29 protein-coding genes and 1 pseudogene are annotated in these 26,695 nt (G+C 70.0%); 12 read left to right on the plus strand and 18 right to left on the minus strand.

Features of this window, described 5'->3' with window-relative positions; genetic code table 11:
• The 10 genes from V7Q31_RS10815 to V7Q31_RS10860 all read right to left on the minus strand — a co-directional run.
• Positions 1–461 (minus strand): BMP family lipoprotein (locus V7Q31_RS10815; protein ID WP_333833869.1); only part of this gene is annotated, 461 nt, incomplete at its 3' end.
• A 104-nt stretch (positions 462–565) separates the two neighbouring features.
• Positions 566–1,711: an iron-containing alcohol dehydrogenase gene (locus V7Q31_RS10820; RefSeq protein WP_333833870.1), complete on the minus strand. Its 1,146-nt coding sequence runs from the start codon at positions 1,709–1,711 to the stop codon at positions 566–568.
• On the minus strand, positions 1,708–3,096 hold the full coding sequence (locus V7Q31_RS10825; protein WP_333833871.1) for an aldehyde dehydrogenase family protein: 1,389 nt from the start codon (positions 3,094–3,096) through the stop codon (positions 1,708–1,710). Before V7Q31_RS10825 ends, V7Q31_RS10820 begins: the two co-directional genes overlap by 4 nt.
• A 7-nt stretch (positions 3,097–3,103) precedes the next feature.
• The gene (locus V7Q31_RS10830; protein ID WP_333833872.1) at positions 3,104–3,520 is read right to left on the minus strand and encodes a type II toxin-antitoxin system VapC family toxin; all 417 of its coding nucleotides are present in this window, start codon (positions 3,518–3,520) and stop codon (positions 3,104–3,106) included.
• Positions 3,517–3,948 (minus strand): DUF7662 domain-containing protein, encoded by a 432-nt coding sequence (locus V7Q31_RS10835; protein ID WP_442976501.1) that lies wholly within the window; start codon positions 3,946–3,948, stop codon positions 3,517–3,519. Before V7Q31_RS10835 ends, V7Q31_RS10830 begins: the two co-directional genes overlap by 4 nt.
• Positions 3,945–4,214, minus strand: coding sequence for a DUF7662 domain-containing protein (locus V7Q31_RS10840; RefSeq protein ID WP_333833874.1), 270 nt, complete (start codon positions 4,212–4,214; stop codon positions 3,945–3,947). Before V7Q31_RS10840 ends, V7Q31_RS10835 begins: the two co-directional genes overlap by 4 nt.
• A 79-nt stretch (positions 4,215–4,293) precedes the next feature.
• Positions 4,294–5,661: a glutamine synthetase family protein gene (locus V7Q31_RS10845; RefSeq protein WP_333833875.1), complete on the minus strand. Its 1,368-nt coding sequence runs from the start codon at positions 5,659–5,661 to the stop codon at positions 4,294–4,296.
• 79 nt (positions 5,662–5,740) lie between these two features.
• Complete coding sequence (locus V7Q31_RS10850; protein ID WP_333833876.1) at positions 5,741–6,784, minus strand: TRAP transporter substrate-binding protein; 1,044 nt, start codon at positions 6,782–6,784, stop codon at positions 5,741–5,743.
• 83 nt (positions 6,785–6,867) lie between these two features.
• A complete protein-coding gene (locus V7Q31_RS10855; RefSeq protein WP_333833877.1) occupies positions 6,868–8,193 on the minus strand; it encodes a TRAP transporter large permease in 1,326 nt (441 codons plus the stop codon).
• Positions 8,190–8,702 (minus strand): TRAP transporter small permease subunit, encoded by a 513-nt coding sequence (locus V7Q31_RS10860; RefSeq protein ID WP_333833878.1) that lies wholly within the window; start codon positions 8,700–8,702, stop codon positions 8,190–8,192. Before V7Q31_RS10860 ends, V7Q31_RS10855 begins: the two co-directional genes overlap by 4 nt.
• 223 nt (positions 8,703–8,925) lie before the next feature.
• Here V7Q31_RS10860 and V7Q31_RS10865 point away from each other — a divergent pair, with 223 nt between their 5' ends.
• From V7Q31_RS10865 to V7Q31_RS10895, 7 genes and pseudogenes are all read left to right on the plus strand, one after another.
• Positions 8,926–9,615, plus strand: a complete 690-nt coding sequence (locus V7Q31_RS10865) for a 2OG-Fe(II) oxygenase (protein ID WP_333833879.1) — start codon at positions 8,926–8,928, stop codon at positions 9,613–9,615.
• Between the two features lie 202 nt (positions 9,616–9,817).
• A pseudogene (gene rplU / locus V7Q31_RS10870) lies at positions 9,818–10,141 on the plus strand (50S ribosomal protein L21); the annotation flags it as partial.
• 12 nt (positions 10,142–10,153) lie between these two features.
• Positions 10,154–10,423: a 50S ribosomal protein L27 gene (gene rpmA, locus V7Q31_RS10875; RefSeq protein ID WP_333833880.1), complete on the plus strand. Its 270-nt coding sequence runs from the start codon at positions 10,154–10,156 to the stop codon at positions 10,421–10,423.
• Positions 10,424–10,514: 91 nt separating this feature from the next.
• Entirely contained in the window at positions 10,515–11,081 is a 567-nt protein-coding gene (locus V7Q31_RS10880) for a GNAT family N-acetyltransferase (RefSeq protein WP_333833881.1), read from the plus strand.
• Positions 11,078–12,124: a GTPase ObgE gene (gene obgE, locus V7Q31_RS10885; protein WP_333833882.1), complete on the plus strand. Its 1,047-nt coding sequence runs from the start codon at positions 11,078–11,080 to the stop codon at positions 12,122–12,124. The genes V7Q31_RS10880 and obgE overlap by 4 nt, the downstream gene beginning before the upstream one ends.
• The gene (gene proB / locus V7Q31_RS10890) at positions 12,112–13,260 is read left to right on the plus strand and encodes a glutamate 5-kinase (protein WP_333833883.1); all 1,149 of its coding nucleotides are present in this window, start codon (positions 12,112–12,114) and stop codon (positions 13,258–13,260) included. Before obgE ends, proB begins: the two co-directional genes overlap by 13 nt.
• A 2-nt stretch (positions 13,261–13,262) precedes the next feature.
• Entirely contained in the window at positions 13,263–14,534 is a 1,272-nt protein-coding gene (locus tag V7Q31_RS10895) for a glutamate-5-semialdehyde dehydrogenase (RefSeq protein ID WP_333833884.1), read from the plus strand.
• A gap of 14 nt (positions 14,535–14,548) precedes the next feature.
• Here the strand turns inward: V7Q31_RS10895 and V7Q31_RS10900 are convergent, their stop codons facing one another.
• Both V7Q31_RS10900 and V7Q31_RS10905 read right to left on the minus strand, forming a co-directional pair.
• Positions 14,549–15,127: a YcbK family protein gene (locus tag V7Q31_RS10900; protein WP_333833885.1), complete on the minus strand. Its 579-nt coding sequence runs from the start codon at positions 15,125–15,127 to the stop codon at positions 14,549–14,551.
• Between the two features lie 71 nt (positions 15,128–15,198).
• A complete protein-coding gene (locus tag V7Q31_RS10905; RefSeq protein WP_333833886.1) occupies positions 15,199–15,495 on the minus strand; it encodes a hypothetical protein in 297 nt (98 codons plus the stop codon).
• A 41-nt stretch (positions 15,496–15,536) separates the two neighbouring features.
• Between V7Q31_RS10905 and V7Q31_RS10910 the strand changes: the two genes are divergently transcribed.
• The 4 genes from V7Q31_RS10910 (at position 15,537) to V7Q31_RS10925 (ending at position 19,748) form a co-directional block, all read left to right on the plus strand.
• The gene (locus V7Q31_RS10910; RefSeq protein WP_333833887.1) at positions 15,537–17,084 is read left to right on the plus strand and encodes a L,D-transpeptidase family protein; all 1,548 of its coding nucleotides are present in this window, start codon (positions 15,537–15,539) and stop codon (positions 17,082–17,084) included.
• Between the two features lie 65 nt (positions 17,085–17,149).
• On the plus strand, positions 17,150–18,241 hold the full coding sequence (gene lpxD / locus V7Q31_RS10915; protein WP_333833888.1) for a UDP-3-O-(3-hydroxymyristoyl)glucosamine N-acyltransferase: 1,092 nt from the start codon (positions 17,150–17,152) through the stop codon (positions 18,239–18,241).
• Positions 18,242–18,270: 29 nt separating this feature from the next.
• On the plus strand, positions 18,271–18,534 hold the full coding sequence (locus tag V7Q31_RS10920) for an acyl carrier protein (RefSeq protein ID WP_333833889.1): 264 nt from the start codon (positions 18,271–18,273) through the stop codon (positions 18,532–18,534).
• A gap of 5 nt (positions 18,535–18,539) precedes the next feature.
• Entirely contained in the window at positions 18,540–19,748 is a 1,209-nt protein-coding gene (locus tag V7Q31_RS10925) for a beta-ketoacyl-[acyl-carrier-protein] synthase family protein (RefSeq protein ID WP_333833890.1), read from the plus strand.
• Between the two features lie 33 nt (positions 19,749–19,781).
• Here V7Q31_RS10925 and V7Q31_RS10930 read toward each other — a convergent pair whose 3' ends face one another.
• Positions 19,782–20,297, minus strand: coding sequence for an invasion associated locus B family protein (locus tag V7Q31_RS10930; protein WP_333833891.1), 516 nt, complete (start codon positions 20,295–20,297; stop codon positions 19,782–19,784).
• 418 nt (positions 20,298–20,715) lie between these two features.
• Between V7Q31_RS10930 and V7Q31_RS10935 the strand changes: the two genes are divergently transcribed.
• Positions 20,716–22,266 (plus strand): helicase HerA-like domain-containing protein, encoded by a 1,551-nt coding sequence (locus V7Q31_RS10935; RefSeq protein WP_333833892.1) that lies wholly within the window; start codon positions 20,716–20,718, stop codon positions 22,264–22,266.
• Here V7Q31_RS10935 and V7Q31_RS10940 read toward each other — a convergent pair.
• From V7Q31_RS10940 to V7Q31_RS10960, 5 genes are all read right to left on the minus strand, one after another.
• Complete coding sequence (locus tag V7Q31_RS10940; protein WP_333833893.1) at positions 22,253–23,104, minus strand: alpha/beta hydrolase family esterase; 852 nt, start codon at positions 23,102–23,104, stop codon at positions 22,253–22,255. The two genes, V7Q31_RS10935 and V7Q31_RS10940, sit on opposite strands and share 14 nt — an antisense overlap.
• Positions 23,105–23,188: 84 nt before the next feature.
• Entirely contained in the window at positions 23,189–24,184 is a 996-nt protein-coding gene (locus V7Q31_RS10945) for a quaternary amine ABC transporter ATP-binding protein (RefSeq protein WP_333833897.1), read from the minus strand.
• Positions 24,185–24,339: 155 nt separating this feature from the next.
• Positions 24,340–25,380, minus strand: coding sequence for an ABC transporter permease (locus V7Q31_RS10950; protein ID WP_333833894.1), 1,041 nt, complete (start codon positions 25,378–25,380; stop codon positions 24,340–24,342).
• A gap of 77 nt (positions 25,381–25,457) precedes the next feature.
• A complete protein-coding gene (locus tag V7Q31_RS10955; protein ID WP_333833895.1) occupies positions 25,458–26,420 on the minus strand; it encodes an ABC transporter substrate-binding protein in 963 nt (320 codons plus the stop codon).
• A 36-nt stretch (positions 26,421–26,456) separates the two neighbouring features.
• Positions 26,457–26,695, minus strand: a 239-nt coding sequence (locus V7Q31_RS10960) for a hypothetical protein (RefSeq protein ID WP_333833896.1), incomplete at its 5' end; no start/stop codon positions are given.

Genomic DNA, 26,695 nt, shown 5'->3' on the forward strand with positions numbered 1-26,695 from the left:
ATGTCCATGCCGCCGACGAAGCCCACATCGCCCTCGCCCGCCGCCATCGCCGCGAGCATCCCCACCAGATAGCTGCCCTCGTGCTCCTTGAAGAGGATCGAGCGGACGTTGGGCAGGTCCACCACCATGTCGACGATGGCGAAGCTCGTCTCGGGGAACTCGGCGGCGACCTTCTCCAGCGCCGCCCCGTGGCTGAAGCCGATGGCGACGACCGGGTTGTGCCCGTCGCGCGCGAAGCGGCGCAGGGCCTGTTCGCGCTGGCTGTCGTTCTGGATCTCGAAGTCGCGATACTCGACCCCGGTCTCGGCCTTGAAGGCCTCGGCGCCGGTGTGCGCCGCCTCGTTGAAACTCTTGTCGAATTTCCCGCCCAGATCATAGACGAGGGCGGGCTTGAACTCGGCCGCGGCGACGGACGCGGCGGACATGGCGAGGATCGCTGCGAGGCGGAGGGGCTTGAACATGGCGCATTCCCTGTCGGCGCGGCGCGGGTGCGCCGCGTATTTGGTTGACGCAAAGGTTGAGGCTTTTTCGCGCCTGCGCAAGCGTCTCGAAGCGGGTCGGGCCTTCAGATGCACGCCTCGAACAGCGCAGTGACATTGGCCTCCGTCAGCGTCACCGGATTGCCGCCGGCTGTCGGATCGGCCAACGCCATCGGGACCATGTCGGCGATGCGGTCGCGCCCGACGCCGAGGCCCGAGAGCGTCTCCGGCACGCCGAGTTCGGCGCGCAGCGACATCACCCAGTCGGCGAAGCCGTCGAAGCCGCCGGCGACGCCCAGATAAGCAGCCGCCGCTGCGATCCGCTCCTCGATGGCGGGGCGGTTGAGCGCCAGCACAGGCGGGATCACCACGGCGTTGGTCATGCCGTGATGCGTGTTGTAGAGCGCGCCGACCGGGTGCGAGAGCGCATGGACTGCGCCGAGGCCCTTCTGGAAGCCCACCGCCCCCATCGCCGCCGCGCTCATCATGTGGGCGCGCGCCTCGATGTCGGAGCCGTCCGCATGGGCGCGCGGCAGCCACACCTTCACCAGCCGCATCCCCTCGAGCGCGATGCCCTGGCTCATCGGGTGGTAGAAGGGCGAGGAATAGGCTTCGAGGCAATGCGCGAAGGCGTCCATGCCTGTCCCGGCGGTGATCGCCTTCGGCATGCCCACCGTCAGCTCGGGGTCGCAGATCACCACCACAGGCAGCATCTTCGGGTGGAAGATCACCTTCTTCACATGCTGCGCGCTGTCCGTCAGCACGCCGGCGCGGCCGACTTCCGAGCCGGTGCCCGCCGTGGTCGGCACGGCGACGACCGGGGCGATGGCGGCGGCGTCGGCGCGGGTCCACCAGTCGCCGACATCCTCGAAATCCCAGACGGGCCGGGTCTGGCCCGCCTGGAAGGCGATCAGCTTGCCCAGATCGAGCGCGGAGCCGCCGCCGAAGGCGACCACGCCGTCATGCCCGCCGGCGCGATAGGCGGCGACGCCGGCTGCGAGGTTGACGTCGGAAGGGTTGGGGTCGACCTCGCTGAACAGCGCGCGCCCGAGCCCCGCCTCCTCCATCAGGTCGAGCGCGGCCCCCGCGATCGGCAGGGCGGCGAGGCCCTTGTCAGTGACGAAAAGCGGCCGGGTCATCCCGGCCGCGGCGCAGGCCTGGCCCAGTTCGCGGATGCGGCCGGCGCCGAAGCGGATGGCGGTCGGGTAGGACCAGTTGCCGACGAGCTTCATGCGAACACCTTGCGCAGATGGTAGGATTTGGGGCGGGTGAGGTTGTGGAAGCCGATCACCGACAGCGCGCCGCCGCGCCCGGTGTCCTTGCAGCCGGTCCAGCAGAGGGCGGGGTCGAGATAGTCGGCGCGGTTCATGAACACCGTGCCGGTCTCGAGCTGCGCGCCGAGGCGGGCGGCGCGCTCGGCGTCCGACGTCCAGAGGCTGACCGTGAGGCCGTAGGCGCAGTCGTTCATCAGCGCCACCGCCTCGGCGTCGTCCTTCACCTTCATCACGCCGACGACCGGGCCGAAGCTCTCCTCGCGCATCACGCGCATCGAGTGATCGACGCCGACCAGAAGTTGCGGCGCGAGATAGGCGCCGCCATCGTCCTGCGGGAACAGCGCGGGGTCGATCAGCGGGGTCGCGCCCGCCTGCACGGCGGCGCCCACCTGCGCGCGCACTTCCGCCGCGAAGCGCTTGCTCGCCATCGGCCCGAGCGTGGTCGCCTCGTCGAGAGGGTTCCCCAGCTTCAGGGTCGACACCCAGGCGACCGCCTTCTCGACGAAAGCGTCGTAGAGCGGCTCGACGACGTAGATGCGCTCGATCCCGCAGCAGCACTGCCCGGAATTGTAGAAGGCGCCGTCCATCAGCACGTCCACCGCGCGGTCGAGATCGGCGTCCTCCATCACATAGCCGGGATCCTTGCCGCCGAGCTCCAGCCCCAGCGGCGTGAACGTTCCCGCCGCCGCGCGCTCGATCGCCTTGCCGCCGTTCACCGAGCCGGTGAAGTTGACGAAGCCGAAGGCGCGCGCGCCGATCAGCGCCTCGGTCGTCGCGTGGTCGAGAAACAGGTTCTGAAACAGCCCTTCGGGCAGCCCGGCCTCGGCGAAGGCGCGCACCATGCGCTCGCCGACCAGCAGCGTCTGCGTCGCGTGCTTGATGATCACGGCATTGCCCGCGATCAGCGCCGGGGCGACCGTGTTGTTCGCGGTGAGATAGGGATAGTTCCACGGCGCGATCACGAAGACGATCCCGTGCGGCTCGCGGATGATGCGGCGCTCGAAGCGGTCGGAGGTCTCGATTTCGATGGGCGCCAGCGCGCTCTCGGCGATCTGGGCCACATAGTCGGCGCGCTCGCGCACCCCGCCGAACTCGCCGCCGTAGCGGACTGGGCGGCCCATCATCCAGGCGAGTTCCGGCACGATCTCGGCGTTCATCTCGCCGAGCCGCGTCACTCCGGCCAGCACCAGCGCGACGCGCTCGGAGAGTGGGCGGGCGGCCCAGTCCTTCTGCGCGGCGCGGGCGCGCGCGAGGGCCTCGTCGGCCTCGGCGCGTGAGGCGGCGGGGCGCTCGGCGTAGACCGATCCGTCCACGGGCGAGACGCATTTGAGCGTGGTGGTCATGCTGTCCTCAACAGGCGATGGCGGCCACATGGCCGGCCTCGGCATAGGCGAGAATCCGCCGGTCGCGCGTCATGATCCGGTAGCCTGCGGCGCGGGCGGTGGACAAGAGGATGCGGTCGCCCGGATCGTTGGGAGGGTCCCCCGGCAGATACGAAGCGTCGATCAGCACGTCCGGGTCGAGGCCGCAGAGCGACATGCCCGGACGCGAAGTCGCCTGCGCGAACCACGCCCGCGGCGACGCGGTGAGGACGACGCGCCCCCGCGCCGCCAGCATCCCGATCTCCCAGGCCGAGATCGGCGAGGCGCAGACCGGCGCGCCTGCGGCGTAGGCCTCGTCGAGCGAGTCGAGCGCTTCGGGGCGGACGCGCTGGTCCGCGGCGATCCAGAGCAGCGCGCAGGTGTCGAGCAGCACGCCGCCGGTCATTCGTCCCCGCCATAGGCCCGCCGGCCCCATTCGGGATCGGCGGGCTCGGTGAGGTCGATGCCGGGGAGGATGGTGACAGTGCCCTTCATGCAGCCGATCACGGGATGGCGCACCCTGGTCGTCATCTCCCCGCCGGGCTGCACATAGGGATTCGCCGTCTCCTTCATCTCCATTGCGTCCTCTTTTCCTTCCCGGACGAACACGAGCGATCCGCCAGTCAGGTCGACTTTCGCGGCCCGGAACCCGGCGTCGCGCCAGGCCCTCGTCATGACGTTGTTCTCGGGATTATTGCTCCAGAACGCCCGGTGCCGCCGGGCGGAGGGCGGCAGCGGGAAGCCGAGAACGCTTTCGATCTCGTCGAAGCTCATTGCGACTTCCGGTGCGGGATGCTCCCTCAGGCGCTCCCCAAGCCGTGCGTACTTGCTCATCGCGCGTGCTTTCTGGACACGACTGTCCGGGCAGTGAGGTCGACGCCATTGGTGCGATAACCGGCCTTGCGCCAAGCGGAACGCTGGCTGCGGCACGACTGGTCGTTCGACCACCATGCGGGCCAGACGAACGCCGATGCCGGAAGCGGCCTCCCGATCACGTGGGCGACTTCCCTGAAAGAGACGGAAAGGCCATCACTTCCGCATTTCGCGAGCCATTCTGCTGGCGGCTGATAGACGCTGCGGTTGTCTGATCGGTCGATCATCTCTGGCCTCCCATCAAACCATGTCTTTGGCGGAGATGTGCACACTCTCTTGGGTATAGTCAATAAGTGTGTGTGTTTCCTAACACCGCTCGAACCCCCGCCGCACTTCCCAGTCGGTCACGCGGCGGTCGCACTCGGCCTGCTCCCAGCGGGCGGCGTGGACGTAATGGTCGATCACGGCGTCGCCGAAGGCCGCGCGCAGCATCGCCGAGCCGTCCAGCGCGGCGGTCGCGTCGCGGAGCGTCTTGGGGATCTCGCGCACGCCGGCGCCGTGATAGGCGTCGCCGGTGAATTCCGGCTCCAGCTCCAGCCCCTTCTCGATGCCGTTGAGGCCCGCCGCCAGCAGCGCCGCGAGCGCGAGATGGGGGTTGAGGTCCGCGCCGCCGACGCGGCACTCGACGCGCACCGCCTTGCTGTCGCCGCCGCAGACCCGGTAGCCCGCGGTGCGGTTGTCCATGCTCCACACCGCCTTGGTCGGCGCGAAGGTGCCCGCCGCGAAGCGCTTGTAGGAATTGACGTTGGGCGCGAGAAAGAAGGTGATTTCGGAGGCGTGGGCGAGCAGCCCCGCCATGTAGGCGCGCATCAGCGCCGACATGCCGTGCGCGGCGCTTTCATCGTAGAAGGCGGGGGCGCCGTCGGCGGTCCAGAGCGACTGGTGGATGTGGGAGGAGTTGCCGGCATGGCGGTCGCCGCATTTGGCCATGAAGGTGACCGAGCGGCCCTGGCTCCACGCGATCTCCTTCACCGCGTTCTTCACGATCGCATGGCGGTCGGCCATGGTCAGCGCGTCGGCGTAGCGGACGTTGATCTCGGCCTGCCCGGCGCTCGCCTCGCCCTTGGTGTTCTCGACCGGCACGTCCGCGGCGTTGAGCCCGGTGCGGATGGCGCGCATCAGCCCTTCTTCCTTGGTGGTCTGGAAGATGTGGTAATCCTCGTTGTAGGCGCTGATCGGGGTCAGCCCGCGATGGCCCTTCGCCAGCGCCTCCTCGAAGCTCTCGCGGAACACGAAGAACTCCAGTTCCGTCGCGGCCATGGGCGTCAGCCCATGCGCCGCGAGCCGGTCGATCTGGCGCTTGAGGATGGTGCGCGGCGCGTGGGGGATCTCGTGATGGCCGTGATGGTCGAGCACGTCGCACAGGACGAGCGCGGTTCCTTCGAGCCACGGAACCCGGCGGATCGTGGTCAGGTCGGGCCGCAGCGTGTAGTCGCCGTAACCCTTCTCCCAGCTGGTGGCCGCATAGCCGGGGACAGTCTCCATCTCGATGTCGGTGGCGAGCAGGTAGTTGCAGCCATGCGTCTCGCGATGCGCGCTCTCTACGAAGAACTCGGCCTGGAAGCGCTTGCCCATCAGGCGGCCCTGCATGTCGATGGCCGCCGCGATCACCGTGTCGATCTCGCCGACCGCGACCACGTCCTTCAATTCGTCGAAACTCAGCTTGCCGGGCATCGCATCCGCCATTCATCGCGAGAGGGGGGGAGTAGAGGGGTGCGGCCCGCCGCGAAGCGCGCGGCGGGCCGGAAGGGGATTAGGTGTAGCGATAGGGCCGGCCGGCCTTCTCCATCGCCGCGTTGAACTCCTTGAAGATATTCACGACTTTGGCCTTGGTCTCGCTTTCGGCGGCGATCTCGTCCCAGAACTCGCGCGCGGCCGTCTCGACGGTCGCCCATTCGGCGTCGGGAATGGACGTCAGCTGCATCTTCTCGCCGAACACGCGCAGCCGCGCCTCGCCCGCCCAGTACCAGTGCTGACGGTAGTAATGCGACTGCTCGAAGCACGTCGCCATCAGCGCCTGCAGATGCGGCGGCAGCGCGTTCCACTTCTCCATGTTGGCGAAGAACGAGCCGATCCAGGCGCCGGAGATGTTGTTGGTCAGGAAATAGTCGGTCACGTCGGCCCAGCCGACCGTGTAGCACTCGGTGATCCCCGACCAGGCGATGCCGTCGAGCTCGCCCGTCTGCATCGCGATCTCGATGTCCTCCCAGGGCAGCGTGACGGGCACGACGCCGAAGCGGGTGAGGAAGCGGCCCGCCGTCGGGAAGGTGAACACCCGCTTGCCCTGCAGGTCGGCGAGGCTGCGGATCGGCTCCTTGGTGGCGAAGTGGCAGGGGTCCCAGGAGCCGGCGGAAATCCACTTCACGCCGACCTTGGCGTATTCCTCGGCCCAGATGTCGCCGAGGCCCCAATCGTTGAACAGCGCCGGCACGTCGAGCGAGAAGCGGCAGCCGAAGGGGAAATAGCCGCCGAACACCGCGACTTCCGTGGGCGAGGCCATCGAATCGTCGTCCGACTGCACGGCGTCGATGGTGCCGCGCTGCATGGCGCGGAACAGCTCGCCCGTCGGCACCAGCTGGTCGGCGGTGAACAGCTCGATCACCATCTCGCCCTTGGCCATCTCGTTGAAGGCGTCGATGGCGGGCTTGGCCACATGCTCGGCGAGCGCCGCGCCGGCGTAGGTCTGGAGCCGCCAGCGGATCGGGTCCTGCGCGCGCGCAACGGCGGGTGCGGCGAGGGCTGCGGCGCCAGTGGCGGCGGCGCCGGTGATGAGGCGGCGGCGTGTCGTGTCGGTCATGGTCGTTCTCCTGTCGGTTCGCAGGGCCCTGTCGGCCCCGCAGGGTGTCCGCCGCGCATGACTGGCGGCGGTTGGGGTGGGCGTCAGCCGCGCAGGCTGATCACCGAGGGCAACCAGAGGGCGATCTGGGGGAACGCCATCACCAGCGCGAGCCCGATCAGCATGATGCCCACGAAGGGCGCGACCGAGACGTAGATGTCGCGCAGCGACACTTCCGGCGGCGCCAGCGCGCGCATCAGGAACAGGTTGTAGCCGAAGGGCGGCGTCATGTAGGCGATCTGGCAGGTGATGGTGTAGAGCACGCCGTACCAGATCAGATCGAACCCCAGCGCGCCGACGAGCGGCACATAAAGCGGCGCGACGATCACCAGCATCGCCGTGTCGTCGAGGAACGTGCCCATCAGCAGATAGCTGAGCTGCATCAGCAGCAGGATCTCCCACGGCCCGAGCCCAAGCTGGCCCACGAAGAAGCCCTCGATGGCGCGCACCGCCCCCAGCCCGTCGAACACCGCGCCAAAGCACAGCGCGGCGAGGATGATCCACATGAACATGCAGGACACGCCGAGCGTCTTGCGCATCGTCGTCTCAAGCACCCGCCAGCTGATCCGACGCTTCCACAGCGCCACCAGCGTCGCCGCGAAGGCGCCGACCGCCGAGCTCTCCACGAGGCTGGTCACCCCCATCAGGAACAGCCCCGTCATCGCGAAGAAGATCAGAAGCGGTGCGATCCCGGCGCGCAGCAAAGCGAGTTTCTCGGGCCAGGGGACGTTGCGCTCCTCCTCCGGCAAGGCGGGGCCGAGATGGGGTTGCAGGCGGCAGCGGATCACGATGTAGATCACGAACAGCATCGCCATCATCAGGCCGGGGATCGCGCCCGCGAGCCAGAGCTGGCTGACCGGCTGACGCGCGATCATGCCGTAGAGCACCAGCACCACCGAAGGCGGCACGAGGATGCCGAGCGAACTGCCCGCCTGGATGACGCCCGTCACCATGATCTTGTCGTAGCCGCGCCGCAAAAGCTCCGGCAGCGCGATGGTCGCGCCGATGGCCATGCCCGCGACCGACAGCCCGTTCATCGCCGACACGGCCACCATCAGCCCGATGGTCCCGACGGCCAGCCCGCCGCGCAGGCCCCCGAACCAGACGTGGAACATCTTGTAGAGATCGCCCGCGACGCCCGATTCCGAGAGCATGAAGCCCATGTAGATGAACAGCGGCAGCGTCAGCAGCGGATACCACTTCATCAGCTTCATCGCCGCCGAGAAGCCCAGCTCCGACCCTCCGTCGCCCCATAGCAGGAAGGCCGCCATCACGCCGACGAAGCCGATGGCGCCGAACACGCGCTGCCCGGTCATCAGCATGAGCATCATGCTGGCGAACATGGTCAGCGCGATGAGCTCGTAGCTCATGCGATGGCCTCGCCGCGGAGTTTCGCGACGTCGCGGATCAGCTCCGCGATCGCCTGAAGCAGCATCAGGAAGATGCCGATGCAGGCGATGGTCTTGATCGGCCACATGTAGGGCCGCCACACCGAGTAGCTCCGCTCGCCATATTCTATGGCGTAGGCGGTGGAGGAGATCCCGCCATAGAGCAGGAAGCCCAGATAGGCGATGAGAAACAGCACCGTGAAGGCGTCGACCCCGGCCTTGGTCCGGTCGGACCAACCGCCATAGAGCAGGTCCATCCGCACATGGTCGCCGGTCTGCATCGAGTAGGGCCCGCCGAGCAGGTAATAGGCGACCAGCATGAATTGCGACATCTCCACGACCCAGAGCAGCGGCGCGTTGAACGCCGTGCGCGAGATCGCGGAGTAGAGCAGCACACCCATCATCGCGAAGATCATCCACATCACCACCCGCCCGAGGCGGCGGTTGAACGCCTCGACGTAGCGGACGTAAGCGACCAGCGCTCTCGGCACGGCGAGCGGCTCCTTCGTGAGTGCGCGAGCGATCCTTTCAGCGGGCGCAGGCGGTGGCCAGAGGGAAAACGCCTTTCCGCCCCGAGGCGCGCCGCCCGGCGACGGCGGCGCCTTCGAAATCGGCGCCGTCTCCCGTGCAGATTGCACGGCGCCGTTGCCTGCGCGCGGACGGATCGCACACAATGCCGCAGTTGATTCGAATTTGGCCGACCGAGGTTGACCCATGACCGCCGCCGCCCTCTCCGCCGCGACCGCCCCGAACTTCTCCAAGCGCCTCGCCGTGGCGCCGGACTTCCTCGACCCCGACCGCCTCGCCGCGCTGACCGAAGAGATCGAGGCGCTGGGCCGCACCGAGCGCAGCTTCGTGCCGACCCACAAGAAGGGCGGGACCATCGCCTACGACACGCTGCGCGTCCGCGCGCCGGGGGTGGTGGCGTTCTACCGCTCGGCGGCGCTGATCGACCGGCTGTCGGCCATCGTCGGCGAGCCGCTGAAGGTGACGCCCGAGCGCGACAACTCTTCCTGCTCGATCCTCGTCTACGAGCGGCCCGGCGACCATATCGGGTGGCATTACGACCACAATTTCTACCGCGGCCGGCACTTCACGGTTTTGCTGCCCATCGTCAACCGCAACGCCGACGGGACCGACCTGTCGGCGGCGCGGCTCTATGCGCGGGTCGGCGGCGAGGACCGGATGATCCCGACGCCGCCCAACCAGCTGGTGATCTTCGAGGGCGCGAAGGTGCTGCACAAGGCGACGCCCATCGCCGAGGGCGAACGGCGTGTGCTGCTGAGCATGACCTTCGGCACCGATCCGCGCAATTCGCTGCCGAAGGAGATCGCGCGGCGGATCAAGGACACGGCATTCTTCGGCCTGCGCGCGCTCTGGGGCGGCAAGGCGAAACCGGCCTGAGGATCGCCGCGCGCGCTTGACATCCGCCGAACTTGGCAGCATGTGGGGCGCTCTTTGGCGGAGCGCCTCGAGCGCTGCGCGACGAATGTGTTCGGTCGCCTCCGCGAGGGGGCGCGCTGTCCGAGGCCGCGCCGCATCCGGCGCGACAAGCGCGGGGTCGCCCCGCCGCCGCAGGGCGCGGAAACGAAAGGAACGACGCGCGATGTTCGCGGTGATCAAGACCGGCGGCAAGCAATACAAGGTGGCCGCCGACGACGTTCTGACAGTCGAGAAGCTCGACGGCGCCGCAGGCGACGCCGTGACCTTCGAGGACGTGCTGATGATCGGCGATGGCGAGACCGTCACCGTCGGCGCGCCCCGCGTCGAAGGCGCGACCGTGCGCGCCGAGCTGGTCGACCAGACCAAGGGTCCGAAGGTGATCTCCTTCAAGAAGCGCCGCCGTAAGCACGGCTCGGCGCGGCGCAAGGGCCATCGCCAGCAACTGAGCCAGGTGAGGATCGTCGAGATCGTCGCCGGCGCGAATACGGGAGCCTGATCCATGGCGCACAAGAAAGCAGGCGGCTCGTCGCGCAACGGCCGCGACAGCGCAGGCCGTCGCCTCGGCGTGAAGAAGTTCGGCGGCGAGGACGTGCTCGCCGGCAACATCCTCGTGCGCCAGCGCGGCACCAAGATGTGGCCGGGCCGCAATGTGGGCCTCGGCAAGGACCACACGCTGTTCGCCCTGACCAACGGCGCGGTGAAGTTCCACACCGGGATCAAGCGGCGCATGTTCGTCTCGGTCCTGCCGAAGGCCGACGCCGCGGAGTAACCCGCCGCGCCAGCGCCCGGAGCGAAGCGGGGGGATCGGCCGGCGGGCCGGTCCCCCTTCGCGCTTTCGCGGCGCCTCAGGAGTTCGCGTCATGACCGACACGCTGCGCACTGCGCGCCTGACGCTGCGCCCGCTCGACCCCGCCGACGCGCCCTTCATCGAGGCGCAGTGCGGCGCGTGGGACGTGGCGCGGATGTTGCGCGTCGTCCCCTACCCCTACCCGCCGGGCATGGCCGCCGACTACATCCGCCGCATGCGCGCGCCCGAAGCGACCGAGCGCGCCTTCGCGCTGGATGCGACCGTCTCCGGCGGCGAGCCGATCCTCGGCGCGCTGACGCTGAAGCCCGTGCAGGGCGGCGTGCGGCTCGGCTACTGGTTGGGCCGCCCGTGGTGGGGCTTGGGCTACATGAGCGAGGCGGTGAGCGCGGCGCTCGACGCGGCCTTCGCCGAACCCGGCGTCGAGACCGCGGAGGCGGGCGTGTTCTCCGACAACCCCGCCTCGCGGCGGCTGCTGGAGCGGCTCGGCTTCGTCTTCGAGACCGTCGAGGACGTCTGGAACCTCGCGCGCGGCGAGGCCGCTCCCTATCATCTCGGGACGCTGACCCGCGATGCGTGGCGCGACCGGGCCGCGGCGCGCTTCGCGGAGGCCGAGCGATGAAGTTCCTCGATCTCGCCAAGGTCTACATCCGTTCCGGCGCGGGCGGCCCCGGCTGCGTCAGCTTCCGGCGCGAGAAGTTCATCGAGTTCGGCGGACCCGACGGCGGCGACGGCGGGCGGGGGGGCGACGTCTGGGCCGAGGCCGTGCAGGGCCTCAACACGCTGATCGACTTTCGCTACCAGCAGCATTTCAAGGCGAAGAACGGCCAGCACGGCATGGGCCGCCAGCGCACCGGCAAGGATGGCGAGAGCGTCGTCCTGCGCGTGCCCGTCGGCACCGAAATCCTCGATGAAGACGGCGAGACGCTGATCGCCGATCTGACCGAGGAGGGGCAGAAGGTGCTGCTCGCCAGGGGCGGCAATGGCGGCTTCGGCAATCTGCACTTCAAGAGTTCGACCAACCAGGCGCCGCGCCGGGCCAATTCCGGCCAGCCCGCCATCGAGCGCACGATCTGGCTGCGGCTGAAGCTGATCGCCGACGCAGGCCTCGTGGGGCTGCCGAACGCCGGCAAGTCCACTTTTCTCTCGGCGGTGTCGAACGCGCGGCCCAAGATCGCCGACTATCCCTTCACCACACTGACGCCCAATCTGGGCGTCGCGGCGGTGGACGAGGCGGAGTTGGTGATCGCCGACATTCCGGGCCTGATCGAGGGCGCGCATGAGGGGCGGGGCCTCGGCGACCAGTTCCTCGCCCATGTCGAGCGCTGCGGGGCGCTGCTGCATCTGGTGGACGCGACCTCGGAGGATGTCGCCGCGGACTGGGCGACCATCGTCGAGGAGCTGGAGGCCTACGGCGCCGGGCTCGCCGACAAGCCGCGCATCACCGCACTGAGCAAGATCGACGCGCTGGACGCCGAGACGCTGGCTTCGAGACGCGCGGCGCTGGAGGCGGCGGGCGCGCCGCAGGTGCGGGCGCTGTCGTCGGCCTCGGGCTGGGGCGTGCGCGAGGCGCTGCGGGCGTTGCGGGCGCTGGCGCGGCGTGAGACGCTCGCGCCCGATCTCGATGAGGACGGCGCGCAGGAGGGCGCGACATGGACGCCGTGACGCTTGAGGCCGCCGCCGCGCGGTCCGAACTGCGCCCCGATTTGCGTGCGGCGAAGCGGCTCGTCGTCAAGATCGGCTCGGCGCTGCTGGTCGACGCGGCGGGGCTGCGCCGCGGCTGGCTCGACGGGCTCGCCGCCGACATCGCGGAGCTGCGCGCCGGCGGGGCGGAAGTGCTGGTCGTCTCCTCCGGCGCCATCGCGCTGGGGCGTCGGGTGCTCGGCCTGCCCAAAGGCGCTCTGCCGCTCGAGCAGGCGCAGGCCGCGGCCGCCGTCGGCCAGATCGAACTCGCGCAGGCCTATGTCGCCGCCCTCGCCCCGCACGGCATCCAGGCCGCGCAAGTTCTGCTGACCCTCGCGGACACGCAGGACCGCCGTCGCTACCTCAACGCGCGCGCCACCCTCAAGACGCTGACAGGCCTCGGCGCCGTCCCCGTGATCAACGAGAACGACACCACGGCGACCGACGAGATCCGCTATGGCGACAACGACCGCCTCGCCGCCCGCGTGGCGCTGATGGCGGGCGCCGACATGCTGGCGCTGCTGTCCGACATAGACGGGCTCTACACCGGCGACCCGCGCCACGACCCGCACGCGCGCCATCTGCCGCTCGTGCCCGAGATCACGCCCGAGATCGAGGCGATGGCGGGCGCAGCCGGCGAAGGGGCAAAGGGCGGCATGGTCACCAAGCTGATGGCCGCCAAGACCGCGATGCGCGGCGGCTGCACGCTGGCCATCGCCAAGGGCGCGGTGGACAGGCCGCTGTCGGCGCTGGCCGATGGCGGGCGCTGCACATGGTTTCCGGCCTCGGAGACCCCCGCCGCGGCGCGCAAGCAATGGATCGCCGCGATGAAACCCGCGGGGACGCTGGTGGTGGATGCGGGCGCTGCGCAGGCGCTGCGCCGCGGCGCGTCGCTTCTGCCGGCCGGGCTGCGGCGGGTCGAGGGCGTCTTCGAGCGCGGCGACCCGGTGAGCGTTTCGACCGAGGACGGCGCGGCGTTGGGCGCCGCCCTCTCGGGCTACAATTCCGACGAGGCGGCGCGGATCGCGGGTTTGCGTTCGGGCGAGATCGAGGCCGCGCTCGGCCACCCGGGGCGGGCGGCGGTCGCGCATCGCGACGACATGGTGCTGTGGGGATGAGCATGGACGGTGAGACCATGGATGCGCGCACCCTGATGCGCGATCTCGGCGCGCGGGCGCGGGCGGCGTCGGCGGTTCTCGCGACCGCGACGCCCGAAGCCAAGCGCGCGGCCATCGAAGCCGCCGCCGATGCAGTTGCGGCGCGCGAGACCGACATCCTCGCCGCCAATGCGCGCGACCTCGCCACAGCCGACGCGCGCGGCCTGTCGGGCGCGATGCGCGACCGGCTGCTGCTGACGCCCGAGCGGCTGCGGGGCGTAGCCGAAGCGCTGCGCGCCATCGCCGCGCAGGACGATCCGGTCGGGCAGGTGATCGACGCGTGGGAGCGGCCCTCGGGTCTGCGCATCCGCCGCGTGCGCACGCCGCTCGGGGTGATCGGGGTGATCTACGAGAGCCGGCCCAACGTGACCGCCGACGCCGGCGCGCTCTGCCTCAAGGCGGGCAACGCGGTAATCCTGCGCGGCGGCTCTGAGAGCGCGCAGTCGTCGGCGGCGCTGCATGGCGCGCTCTGCGCGGGGCTGCGCGCAGCCGGTCTGCCGGAAGATGCGATCCAGCTCGTCCCCACAACCGACCGCGCGGCGGTGGGCGCGATGCTCGCCGACATGGCCGAGTTCATCGACGTGATCGTGCCGCGCGGCGGCAAGAGTCTGGTGGCGCGCGTGCAGGCCGAGGCGCGCGTGCCGGTCTTCGCCCATCTCGAAGGGGTCTGCCACGTCTATCTCGACGCCGCCGCCGACCCCGCCAAGGCGCGGGCCATAGCGCTCAACGCCAAGATCCGGCGCACCGGCATCTGCGGCGCGGCGGAATGCCTGCTGATCGACCGGGCGGCGCTCGAGACTGGCCGCCGCGCGCTCGGCGATCTGCTCGACGCGGGCGTGGAGGTGCGGGGCGATGCGGAATGCCGCGCGCTCGACCCGCGCGTGGTTTCCGCCGCGGCCGACGATTACGGTAGGGAGTTTCTCGACCGGATCATCGCGGCGCGTGTGGTGGACGGCGTCGGCGGCGCGATCGCGCATATCCGCCGCCACGGCTCGAGCCACACCGAGAGCATCGTCACCGAGGACGACCGCGCGGCGGCGCGCTTCTTCGCCGAGCTCGACAGCGCGATCCTGATGCGCAACGCCTCGACCCAGTTCGCGGATGGCGGCGAGTTCGGCATGGGGGCGGAAATCGGCATCGCCACGGGCAAGATGCACGCCCGCGGACCGGTGGGCGCGGTCCAGCTGACGACCTTCAAGTATCTCGTCGAGGCCGACTGCGCGCTGAGGCCCTGACGGACCTCGGCGCCTCAGCGGCCCCAGTCGCGCACCGGGCCGCAATCCATGTGCACGAAGTTCGAGCGCGAGTATTTCCCTACCCCGCCCGCCTTAAGGCTGAGCGCCGCCCCGGAAATCTGGCGCACGCTGCGGCCCTCCAGGTGCAGATCGGCGGCCATGCCCTTGATGTGGTAAGAGTTCGACGCGACGCCGCGGCTGTTCTGCCGCAGGGCGGCGTTGGTTTGGGGCGTGCGATAGCCGGAATACACCGTGAAGGGCTCCGACGTGTCGAGGCGCTTGTGCGCGGCGGAAATGATGTCGATCAGCCCCGGATCGATGGCCTTGACCCGGTCGACCCGCCAGTCGCGCATCAGATGGCTGATTTCGGACATCACTTCGGGCACATAGGCCCCTTCGATCCAGTAGACCGAACTCACCTTGTCGCCCGTGCGGGGATTGACGAGGCGGATCATTCGAATGTCGCCGGCCCCTGTGAGGACCGCCGGAGCGGCAAGCGCATGCGCCGCGGGAGCAAGGGCGAAAGCGGCGCCCAGTCCGGCCAACAGGCCGCGCCGCGAGATCGTCGCGGTTGGATTTGTCGTCACTGTCACTCGTCCTTTTATTCACCGCGCGGCTGTTTCCGCCGCTGCGGCGCAATCCTTATGGATCGCTGTTGAACGTGTCACATCAGCGCGATCACGCGCAAGTTGTCTTTCTGCAGCGCGTCATCGCCGGCTCGCATCGCATCAGGCGCCGAAAGTTTAAGCCGCGCAGTGAAACGTTTCGCCAAGCTGCGGCGAAATTCCCACGCAGGGTCGAAATCACTTGCCAGGAAGACGATTTCGATTTGCGATCGCTCTGACCGTCCGAAGATGGAGAGGGCGCGAGTCGTTTTGTTGCCGGAGAGACGCGATGTATCGCGAGGACCACATGTCACGTAATCGTGTTCGAGCGTGGCTCCGCGGCGGTTTGGTTGCATTGACGCTCTGCATCGCCTGCGGCGCAGGCGCGCCGCCGGCATTGGCGTCGACTGGCGCGCTGGCGCAGGCGCTCGCCGTCCGGCTCGAGGGCGCGTCCGGCCCGGAGGCCCGGTTCTACGCGGCGCGCGACCATGCGCCGCTCTGGCTCGACGGCGACGGCGCGGCGGCCGATGCGTTTCTCGCCGCGCTCGAAGGCGCCGATGCGCACGCCTTGCCGGTCGCGCGCCATGCGCCCGATGCGCTGCGCCGCGCCCGCGAGGCCGCAGCAGCCCCCGCAGCGACGCCGGCGGAGCGCGCGCAGGCGGAGCTCGCCTTCGCGCGCGCCTATCTCGCCTATGCGACCGACCTCTCGGCAGGCGTCGTCGATCCGCGCAGCGTGGCCGCGGAAATCCGCCGCGCCGCCCCGCGCCGCGACCCGCTGCGCCTTCTGGAAGCGGCGGCGCAGGCGGCGGACATGCCGGCGCATCTCGCAGGGCTGGCCCCGACCGATCCGGATTACGCGCGTCTCCTGGCGCTCTACGCCGAGCTCCGCGACGCCGCCCGCGGCGGAGCGTGGGGCGCGCCGATCCCGCCCGGCCGCACGCTGCGCCCCGGCGACCGCGACCCTCGGACGCCCGCGCTGCGCGCGCGGCTCGAGCGCCTCGGCGATCTGCCCGCGGGGGGGGGCGTCGCCGACCCCGACCGCTACGACGCCGACCTCGCCGAAGCGCTGCGGCGGTTTCAAAGGCGTCACGGCCTCGACGCGGACGCGGCGATGGGGCCGCTGACGCGCGCCGCGCTGAACGCCGGGCCCGCCGAGCGCGCGGCCCAGGTCGCGGTCAACCTCGAACGCATTCGCTGGATGAACTTCGACCTCGGCGCGCGGCGCATCGAGGTCAATCAGGCCGCGTTCACGGTCCGCCTGATCGACAGCGACCGGGCGCTGTTCGAGGAGCGCGTCGTGGTCGGCACGCAGCGGGACCAGACGCCGGAGTTCTCCGACGAGATGGAGTACATGGTGCTCAACCCGTCATGGCATGTTCCCGAGAGCATCGCCGTGGACGAAATCCTGCCGCTTCTGCAACGCGACCCGGGCTATCTGGCCGCGCGCAACATGAAGCTGACCCGGGTGGACGGACAGCCGGGGCCGGAAGACCCCGCCAGCCACGATTTCACCAATTACAGCGCGGCGAACTTCCCCTACCGCATCCGCCAGCGGCCCGATGCGGGGAACGCGCTCGGGAAGGTGAAGTTCATGTTCCCCAACGATTACGCGATCTATCTGCACGACACGCCCTCCAAGCGCCTGTTCGATCGCGACACGCGCGCCTTCAGCCATGGCTGCGTGCGGGTGCGCGACCCGCTGCGGCTGGCGGAGCTCCTGCTCGCGCCGCAGATGGAGGATCCGTCGCGCTTCATCCAGCGCGTTCTGAGCGCCGGAGCGGAGCGCTACGTCACGCTGGACGCGCATGTCCCCGTGCATCTGCTCTACCGCACCGTCACCTTCGACGCAGCCGGGACGCCCGAGTTCCGCGCCGACGTCTACGGGCGCGACGCAAGGGCGTCGCAGGCGCTGCGTAAGGCGGGCGTCGCGCTTCCGGACCTCTGATCGCCGCTTGGCGCTCGCGAGGGGGGCTTCTATAACGAAGCTTCCCGAAGCGGAGACTGCGCGACATGGCCTTCAGCATCGCCGAAATCGCCGCGAGCCTGCAGGCGACGGCGGAAGGCGACACGGCTCTGCGCGTCGTTCGTCCGGCCCATCCCGCCGAAGCCGGCCCCGACGACCTCGCCCTCGCGATGGACGACGCCCATGTCGCGCTGCTCGGCGCAGGCGCCGCGCGCGCGGCGGTGCTGCGCGAGGGGACGGACTGGCGCGCGCTCGGGCTCGGCGCCGCGATCCTCGTCGCGCGCCCGCGCTACGCGCTCGCCGGCCTCACCCAGAGCTTCGCGCCGCCGCGCGCCGCGCCGCCCGGCGTCCACCCGCTCGCCTGCGTCGATCCTTCGGCGCAGATCGAGGCCGGCGCCGCCATAGGGCCTTTCTGCGCCGTCGGCGCCGGCGCGCGGATCGGGGCGGGCTGCGTGCTGCTCTCGCATGTCGCCGTCGGGGCCGGCGTCGTGATCGGGCCGGACGGGCTGATCCATCCCGGCGCGCGGATCGGGGCCGGGGTGCGCATCGGCGCGCGCGTCATCGTCCAGCCCAACGCCGTGATCGGTTCGGACGGCTTCTCCTTCGTCACGCCCTCCCCCGGCTCGGTCGAGAGCGTCGCGGCGACCGGCCGCGTCGCCGAGGACGCCCGCAACATGCGGCTCGCGCGCATCCACTCGCTGGGCGGCGTCGAGATCGGCGACGATGTCGAGATCGGCGCGGGAACCACGGTCGACGCCGGCACCGTCTCTCCGACGCGCATCGGGTCGGGGACCAAGATCGACAACCTCGCCCAGATCGGCCACAACGTGCGCATCGGCTCCAACTGCCTGATCTGCGCGCAGGTGGGGGTCGCCGGCAGCGCGCGGATCGGCGACCGCGTCGTGCTGGGCGGGCAGTCGGGCGTCGCCGATCACGTCGCGGTCGGCTCGGACGTGGTCGCCGGCGCGCGGTCGGGGATCGCCGGCGACGTCGCCGACCGCTCCGTGGTGCTCGGCGCGCCGGCGCTGCCGCGCGCGGAGGCGCTCGCCATCGTTCTGGAGACCCGCCGCCTGCCGCGCCTCGCCCGCACGGTCGCCGAGCTCAAGAAACGGCTTTCCGCCGCCGAACCGAAGGGCTAGAAGCCGCGCAAGCGCATCGAGGGGCCGCAATGACCGACGACATCGCCAGCAAGATCATCGCGATCATCGCAGAGCAGGCCATGCTCGACCCGGCCGAAGTGAAGCTCGACTCGACCCCCGACGACCTCGGTCTCGACAGCCTGGGCCTCGTCGAGATCGTCTTCGCCATCGAGGAGGTCTTCGACATCTCGGTGCCGTTCAACGCCAACGATCCGACGAAATCGGAGTTCGACATCTCGACGGTCGGCGCAACGATCGAGGCTGTCAGGCGGCTCGTCGCCGATCAGGGCTGAGGGCGGTGCGCAGGGTCGCGGTCACCGGGCTCGGCGTCGTCTCGGCGCTGGGGCTGACGCGCGCGGCGCATTTCGAGGGTCTGCGGGAAGGGCGCTGCGGGATCGCGGAGCTTGCGATCCCCGACCTCGACCGGCTTCAGGTGCGCATCGGCGCCGCGCAGCCCGGCTTCGTTTCGGAAGAACGGTTCACCCGCGCCGAGATCGGGCTCTACGACCGCACGACCCAGTTCGCGCTGACGGCGGCGCGCGAGGCGATGGCGCAGTCGGGCCTCGCGGTCGATGCGGAGCTGGCCGAGCGCGTCGGCGTGGTGATCGGCACGGCGCTCAACGGCATGGAGACGGTGGACGACAGCTATCGCGCGGTCTTCGCCGAGGGCAAGAACCGCGTCCACCCGTTCGTGGTGCCGCGACTGATGAGCAGCGCCGGGGCCAGCCATATCAGCATGGCCTTCGGGCTGAAGGGGCCGGCCTACACGGTCAGCACCGCGTGCTCGTCGGCCAATCACGCCATCGGGCAGGCCTTCCATCTCGTGCGCTCGGGCGCGCTCGAGGCTGCGGTGGCGGGGGGCGCGGAGGCGCCGCTCACCTTCGGGGTCATGAAGGCGTGGGAAGGTCTGCGGGTGCTGTCGCGCGACGCCTGCCGGCCCTTCTCGCGCGACCGCTCCGGCATGGTGCAGGGCGAGGGCGCGGCGGTCGTGGTGCTGGAGGAGTTCGAGCGCGCGCGGGCGCGCGGCGCGGATATCCTCGGCGAGATCGCGGGCTTCGGGATGACGGCGGATGCGGGCGACATCGTGCAGCCGTCGGTCGACGGGGCGGCGCGGGCGATCCGCGCGGCGCTCGCGGATGCGCGGATGGCCCCTGACGACGTGGATTACGTCAACGCCCATGGCACGGCGACCATGGCGAACGACCGCTCGGAATGCGCGGCGATCCGCGCGGCGCTGGGCGCTGCGGCGGAGACGGTCTCGGTCTCCTCGACCAAGTCGATGCACGGCCATTGCATCGGCGGCGCCGGCGCGGTGGAGCTCGCGGCGGCGTTGATGGCGCTGGCCGAGGGCGTCGTGCCGCCGACGATCGGCCACACCGAGGCCGATCCGGAGTGCGATCTGGACGTCACGCCCAACGTGGCGCGCGAGCGGTCGGTCGCCGCGGCGCTGTCGAATTCCTTCGCTTTCGGGGGGCTGAACGCGGTGCTCGCGTTGCGGCGGGTGTGAGGGCGCGGCCTGCGCGCCCCGCCGCATCGTCCGTCACTTCAGCGCGTCGAAGGCCCGGGTGAACCCTGCGAGCGAGATGTCCACGCTCACTTCGCGCGCCTCGCCGCCGTCGAGCCCCGCATAGCTGAGCCGCGCCCGCGCCCCGCGCCGAAAGGCGTTCAGAAGGTCCGACCGCAAGGGAGCGCGCACGACGCAGCCGTTCTGCTGGCACAGGAAGAATGGGCTCGCCTGGACTTCGCCGCCGTCGATCTGCAGGCGCAGGCCGGGCTGGAGGAGCACTCCGAGCGGCGTGAGGATGTTGGCCACCGCCTCGATCCTCTGCCCGTCGACCGTCTGCGGCTGGGCGAGCCGCTCGATCTGCATGTTGAGCGCCGACTCGCCGGCGGAGGTCTTGCCCACCTGCTCCATCACGCAGGGCGCGCCGGAGGGCGCGCACAGCTTGGTCCAATCTCCGATCGCCTCTCGGGTGACCTCCTGCGCCGAAGCGGCGGCGAGGGCGGCGGCGCCGGCGAGCGCGGCGATGAACAGGGTGGGGAACGACTTCGTCACAGCGTCCTCGCGCAAGTGATGGCGGGCCTTGGCGCCCGAATGGCGTGGCGACAGGCATGGCTCCGGCGTGCGGCGAATGCAAGGCGCCCGACGCCGCGCCCTCAAACGTCGAAAGGACGCCGCGATGGACGCCCTTTCGCATCAGATCCCTGTCGGACTGGCCGATCGATTTTGCGCGACGCTAGGCCCGGCGGGGCGAAGGGTCAAGCGAGGCGTGGTCGGGGCGCTGGACGGCCTCGCCCGAGCCCGCGGCCGCGATCGGCGGGCGGTTGGCGCGAAAAAAAGCCGCGCCCGAGGGCGCGGCCAGTTCGACAGGGAGGAGACGCCCGAAAACAAAAGGAAATTTGTCCCGGACGCAGATTGAAGATAATGGTGAATCGTAAAATAAGAGTGATTTTCCACGGGGGCTGAGGCGGGAATGTCGGAAATCTTCCTCGGGGGCGGCGGCGCCGACAGCCGCAGCCCCCAGACGCTGCGGCTCGACCGCGCGAATCGCCACGGTCTGATCACCGGCGCCACCGGCACCGGCAAGACCGTGACGCTGCAGATCCTCGCCGAAGGCTTCTCCGCCGCGGGCGTTCCGGTCTTCATGGCCGATGTGAAGGGCGACCTCTCGGGCCTCGTCCAGCCGGGCGCGGCGAACGAGAAGCTGCGCGCGCGCGCCGAGACGATCGGGCTCGCGGACTACGCCCCGGCGGCGTTTCCGACGGTGTTCTGGGACGTCGCCGGCGCGCAGGGCCACCCGGTGCGGACGACCGTCAGCGAGATGGGGCCGCTGATGCTGGCCCGGCTGCTGGATCTCAGCGAGGCGCAGGAGGGCGTGCTGACCATCGCCTTCCGTCTGGCCGACGAGGAAGGGCTGCCGCTGCTCGACCTCAAGGACCTTCAGGCGATGCTGACGCTCGTCGGCGAACAGGCGCAGGCGCTGTCGCTGCGCTATGGCAACGTCTCGCGCGCCTCGGTAGGGGCGATCCAGCGGCGGCTGCTGGTGCTGGAGAGCCAGGGAGGCGCGGCGCTGTTCGGCGAGCCGGCGCTGGCGCTGACGGACATCATCGCGACCGAACCCGACGGGCGTGGGCGGATCAACATCCTCGCCGCCGACCAGCTGATGCGCCAGCCGCGCCTCTACGCCACGCTGCTTCTGTGGCTTCTGTCGGAGCTCTTCGAGACGCTGCCGGAAGTCGGCGACCCGGAGAAGCCGGTGATCGCGTTCTTCTTCGACGAGGCGCATCTGCTGTTCGACGGCGCGCCCAAGGCGCTGGTGGACAAGGTTGAGCAGGTGGCGCGGCTGATCCGCTCCAAGGGCGTCGGCGTCTATTTCGTCACCCAGAACCCCGCCGACATTCCCGACGACATTCTCGGCCAGCTCGGCATGCGGGTCCAGCACGCGCTGCGCGCCTACACCCCGCGCGACCGCAAGGCGCTGCGGGCGGCGGCGGAGACTTTCCGGCCCAACCCCGCCTTCGACGCCGAAGCCGCGATCCCCGAACTCGGAACCGGGGAGGCGCTCGTCTCCACGCTCGACGCCAAGGGCGCGCCGAGCATCGTGGAGAGGACGCTGATCCGTCCGCCCGCCTCGACGCTCGGCCCCGCCGAGCCGGCGGCGCGCGCCGCCGCCTTCCGCGCCTCGCCGGTGGCCGGGAAATACGACGCGGCCATCGATCGCGAGAGCGCGCACGAGATGCTCGCCGCGCGCGCCGCCGCCGCCGCCGAGGGGGCAGGCGCCGCGCCCGCCGAGGCCGATCCGTTCGAGCGATGGAACGCCGAGAGCGGGGCCGAGCCGTTCAGCCAGGGCCGCCGCTACCGCCCCGGCGTCCCAGCGCCGAAGCCTGCGCGCGCGCCGGCTTCGGCGCGCCGATCCGACAGCGCCGGCGAGGCCTTCGCCAAGAGCCTCGCGCGCACGCTCGGCTCGTCGGCGGGCCGCGCGCTGGTGCGCGGCGTGCTCGGCGGGCTGTTCAAGGGGCGGTGAGGGGCGGGGCGACCTCCTCGAACCAGTCGAGCGCCATGCCCGCCCAGCCCTCGGGCGTGCGGTGCCCCTCGTCGAAAAGGGCGAGCCCCAGCGCGGCGCCCGGCGCGCAGCTTGTCCAGAAACGGCGCAGGAACGGCCCCCGCCCGTCATGCAGATCCGGCGCGTCGGCGGCGCAGCCATTGGCGGCGCGCAGCAGCGCCAGTCCGTCGAACAGATCGCCCTGAACGAGACGCCCGTCGGCGACCGCGCGCCCCTCCATCGGCACGATCTCGTCGCGCCATCCATGCGCGTGCAGCAGCCGCACGGGTCCCGCGCAGCGCACGGGCAGGGGCCGCCAGAGAAGCCCCGCGATCGGCGCGAAGGCCGCCGCCGATTCGGGCGCGTCGCAGGCCAGCCGCCAGACCATCATCCCGCCGCCCGAAAAGCCCGCAGCCAGCACCCGCCCGCGCGGAACCGCGAACCGCGCCGAGGCGTCGTCGAGCACTGCGCGCAGAAAGGCCACGTCGTCGCGGCGGCCGGGCTCCGCGACGGCGTTCCACGCGCCTCCGGCATCACCGTCGCGCCGTGGCGCGCCCTGCGGCGCGACCACCGCATAGCCCCGCGCCAGCGCCGGCTCGACGATGCGCGCGACCCCGAGCATGCCCTCGGCGGTCCCGCCCCAGCCATGCAGGAACAGCAGCACGCCCTGCGGCGGGCGATCCGGCGGCATCAGCGCGCGATAGGCGCCTGCGGGAAGCTGGCAGGGCTCAGGCTCAGGACAAGCCGACGCCGCGAGGGGGGAGAGAATGGCGGCGAGACCGCCGGCGAGGATGAGCGCGAGAGAGACGGCGCGAGCCATGATGCGACTTTCCAGATGACGACGCGCGGCGGAGCATGGCGCGGTCGTCTGGTTCCGGAAAGGCGTTTCGCGCAGTCGGGTGAATCAAGCCGCCTCGGCGTCCTCCGGCTCGTCCTCGGCCGGAGCGCTGCGCACCAGCGCCCGCACCAGATCGGCCATGTCGAGCGCGCCGACTTCCGCGCCCTCGCGCTCCACGCGGTAGATGCGGTGGGTGTCGCCGCCCGATAGCGCGATCACGTCCTCCAGCGTCGCGTCGTGATCGACCGGCTGGGCTTCGGTCGGGTCGATCTCGCCGGGCGCGCGCATCACCGAGCGCACGCGCAGCACGCGGGCGCGGTTGATGTCGGAGATGAAGTTGACGACGTAGGGATCGTTCGGCTTCAGGAGGATGCGCTGCGGCTCGCCCTGCTGGACGATCCGGCCATCCTTCAGGATCGCCAGATGATCGGCGAGCTTGAGCGCCTCGTCGAGATCGTGGGTGATGAACACGATCGTCTTGCCGAGCTCGCGCTGGATGTCGAGCAGCAGGTCCTGCATGTCGGTGCGGATCAGCGGGTCGAGCGCGGAGAACGCCTCGTCCATCAGCATGATCTCGGCGTTCGAGGTCAGCGCGCGCGCCAGCCCGACGCGCTGCTGCATCCCGCCCGAAAGCTCGTGCGGATGCTGGTTCTCATGGCCCGCGAGCCCCACGCGCTCCAGCCATTTGCGCGCCTCCGCCTCCTGCTCGGGGCGCGGCGCGCCGCGCACGGCGAGCGGAGTGGCGGCGTTCTCCAGCACGGTGCGATGCGGCATCAGCGCGAATTTCTGGAACACCATCGACATCTTCTCGCGCCGCAGCTGGCGCAGTTGCGTCGGGCCGTAGCCGAGCACGTCCTCGCCGTCGATTTCGATCTCGCCGGAGGTCGGCTCGATCAGGCGGTTGAGATGGCGGATCAGTGTGGACTTGCCCGAGCCCGACAGTCCCATGATCACGGTGATCTCGCCGGCGCGCATCTTCACGTTGACGTTCTGAAGACCCAGCACATGGCCCTGCTCGGCGAGCAGCTCCGCCTTGCCCATGCCGGCGCGCACATGCTCCATGGCGGCCTGCGGGTTCGGGCCGAAGATCTTGTGGAGCTTGCGGATCGCGATCTTGACCGGCCCGCGCTCGCGCCGCCAGGCGGCGACTGCGGCGCGCGGCGCCTCCTGCGTCTGCGTCCTCTGGTTCATGATCTGGTTCATGCAGGTCCGCTCCCTCAGCCGCGATGGGCTGCGTTGATGCGCGCCAGCGCCGTCTTCGTCACGCGGTCGAGCAGGATGGCGAGGATCACGATGCCGAGCCCGGCCACCAGCCCGACGCCGAGTTCGAGATTGCGGATGCCGCGCAACACCAGCACGCCGAGACCGGGCGCCGAGACCAGCGAGGCGATGACCACCATCGCGAGGCTCATCATGATGGTCTGGTTGACGCCCGCCATGATGTTGGGCAGCGCCAGCGGGATCTGCACGCCGTAAAGCTTCTGCCGGTCGGTCATGCCGAAGGCGTCCGCCGCCTCGATCACGTCCTCGTCCACCAGCCGGATGCCGAGATCGGTCAGCCGGATCACCGGCACGATGGCGTAGAGGATGATCGCGATGCCGTAGAGCTTCGGCTCGGTCACGCTGAACAGGAAGATCAGCGGGATCAGATAGACGAAGGGCGGCAGCGTCTGGAGCATGTCCAGCACCGGGATCATCCCGCGCCGCAGCCCGTCATTGCGCGACATGGCGATGCCGATCGGCACGCCCAGCGCCACGCAGATCGCTGCGCAGACGAAGATGATCGCCAGCGTCTGCATCGCGTAGTCGTAATGGTCGATGAAGGCGAGCCCGAGCATCGAGGCTGCGACCAGCGCCACCACCTGCAGCGACCGCGCCGCGCCCCAGGCGACTGCGAGCAGCAGCGGGATCATGATCCACCACGGAACCGCCTCGACCCCGGCCAGCGCGTTGCGCAGCATCCAGCTCAGCGGCTGGGTCAGCGGGTCGAGGCCATAGCTGAGAACGTCCTTGATCGACAGGAATCCGTTCTCCAACCCCTTGGTCAGGTCCCGCGCCTGCGGGATGGCCGGACAGGCCTTGTGCAGCGCGTCGAGCGAAGGGAAGGGCGCGTCCCAGAGCGAGACTTGCGCGTCGGCGTTCTGGCCTCTCGCGCGGGCGACCAGATCGGCCATCGACAGCGGCCCCCCGCCGCCGGCCCCCGCATCGCACCACTCGCGCAGGCCGAGGCTGTCGAACACGCCGCTGTAAGCCGTCATCGGTCGGTCGCTCCAAGTCGGGAATGCGCAGGGCCGCCGGATCGCGGGCGGCCCTGCGGAACGTCAGGCGCTGCGGTTCAGAGCAGATTGGCGAGGCGCGCGCGCGCGTCGTCGTTGAGCCAGGCGCCCCAGACGTCAGGCATGGTGGTCAGGAAATGCGCCGCGGCTTCGTCGGCGTTGGCGTTGTTCTCGTCCATCCAGGCCAGGAGCCCGTTCATGTCGTCGGTCGCGAAGGTCATTTTCGCCAGCATCTCCGCCACTTCGGGCTCGCGGCTCTGGAAATCGGCGGTGACCGAAGTCAGCACCGCGGCGGGCGGGAAGTCCGACACCTTGGGGTCAGGGGCGTCCTGGTTGCCGTTGGCGAGGTGGATCGCCTCGTCCACCGGGCCGAGTTCAACCTTGACCATGTCGTATTTGCCGAGGAGCGAGGTCGGGGCCCAGTAATAGCCGAACCACGGCTCGCGCTTCTCGTAGGCCGACGCCATCGAGGTGGCGAGCGTCTCGCCCGAGCCGTGGTTGAACACTTCGATGCCGCTCGACGGCAGGTCCATCGCCCGGATCAGGTTGTCGCTGACGACGCGACAGCCCCAGCCGTCGGGGCAGTTGTTGAAGCGTCCCCCGACGAGCTCCGGATTGGACATCACGCCTTCGATGGTCGTCAGCTCGGGATGCGCCTCGGCGAGGTAGCTGGGGATCCACCAGCCCTCGACGCCGCCCGGATCGAGCACCGCGCCGAGCCGCACGATGCGGCCTTCGGCCTCCATCCGCGCATACGCGTCGCCGGTGGAGTTGAGCCAGAGCTCGGTCACGATGTCTGGCTCGTTGTTCTCGGCGACCGAAGCGACGGCGGGCACGGTGTCGGACGGCACGACTGCGACCGTGCAGCCATAGCCCTGCTCCATGACGAAGGCGGCGACCGCCGTCACGACCTGAGCCGAGGCCCAGTTCATCTCGGTGATCGAGACCTCCCCGCACTCCGCGAGCGCGGATACCGGGAAGGCGGACGCGGCGAATGCCGCGCCGAGTGCGAACTTGCGCATGTGTCGCTCCATTTTTCGTGCGGAGCCCGGCGCGCGTCATCGGGGCGAGCGCGCAGCACTCACCCAGAGATCCACAATCGACGCGGAATGAACAATGTCCGTCGCGCCGAACCTCTCCACTGTTGGACAGTTATGCACGAGTCCGGATCGATTTTGCAACCCTTTGGGTAAAGTCATTCTATTCTTGTGACGTCGCATTGTGACATGAATAATCAAATCAATATTGAGAATACCAGATTTCATAACAAGATTTGCTGAGGTCATAAAAAAAGTAA

Origin of the sequence: Rubrimonas sp. (assembly GCF_036788415.1) — a bacterium.
Classification (GTDB): domain Bacteria; phylum Pseudomonadota; class Alphaproteobacteria; order Rhodobacterales; family Rhodobacteraceae; genus Rubrimonas.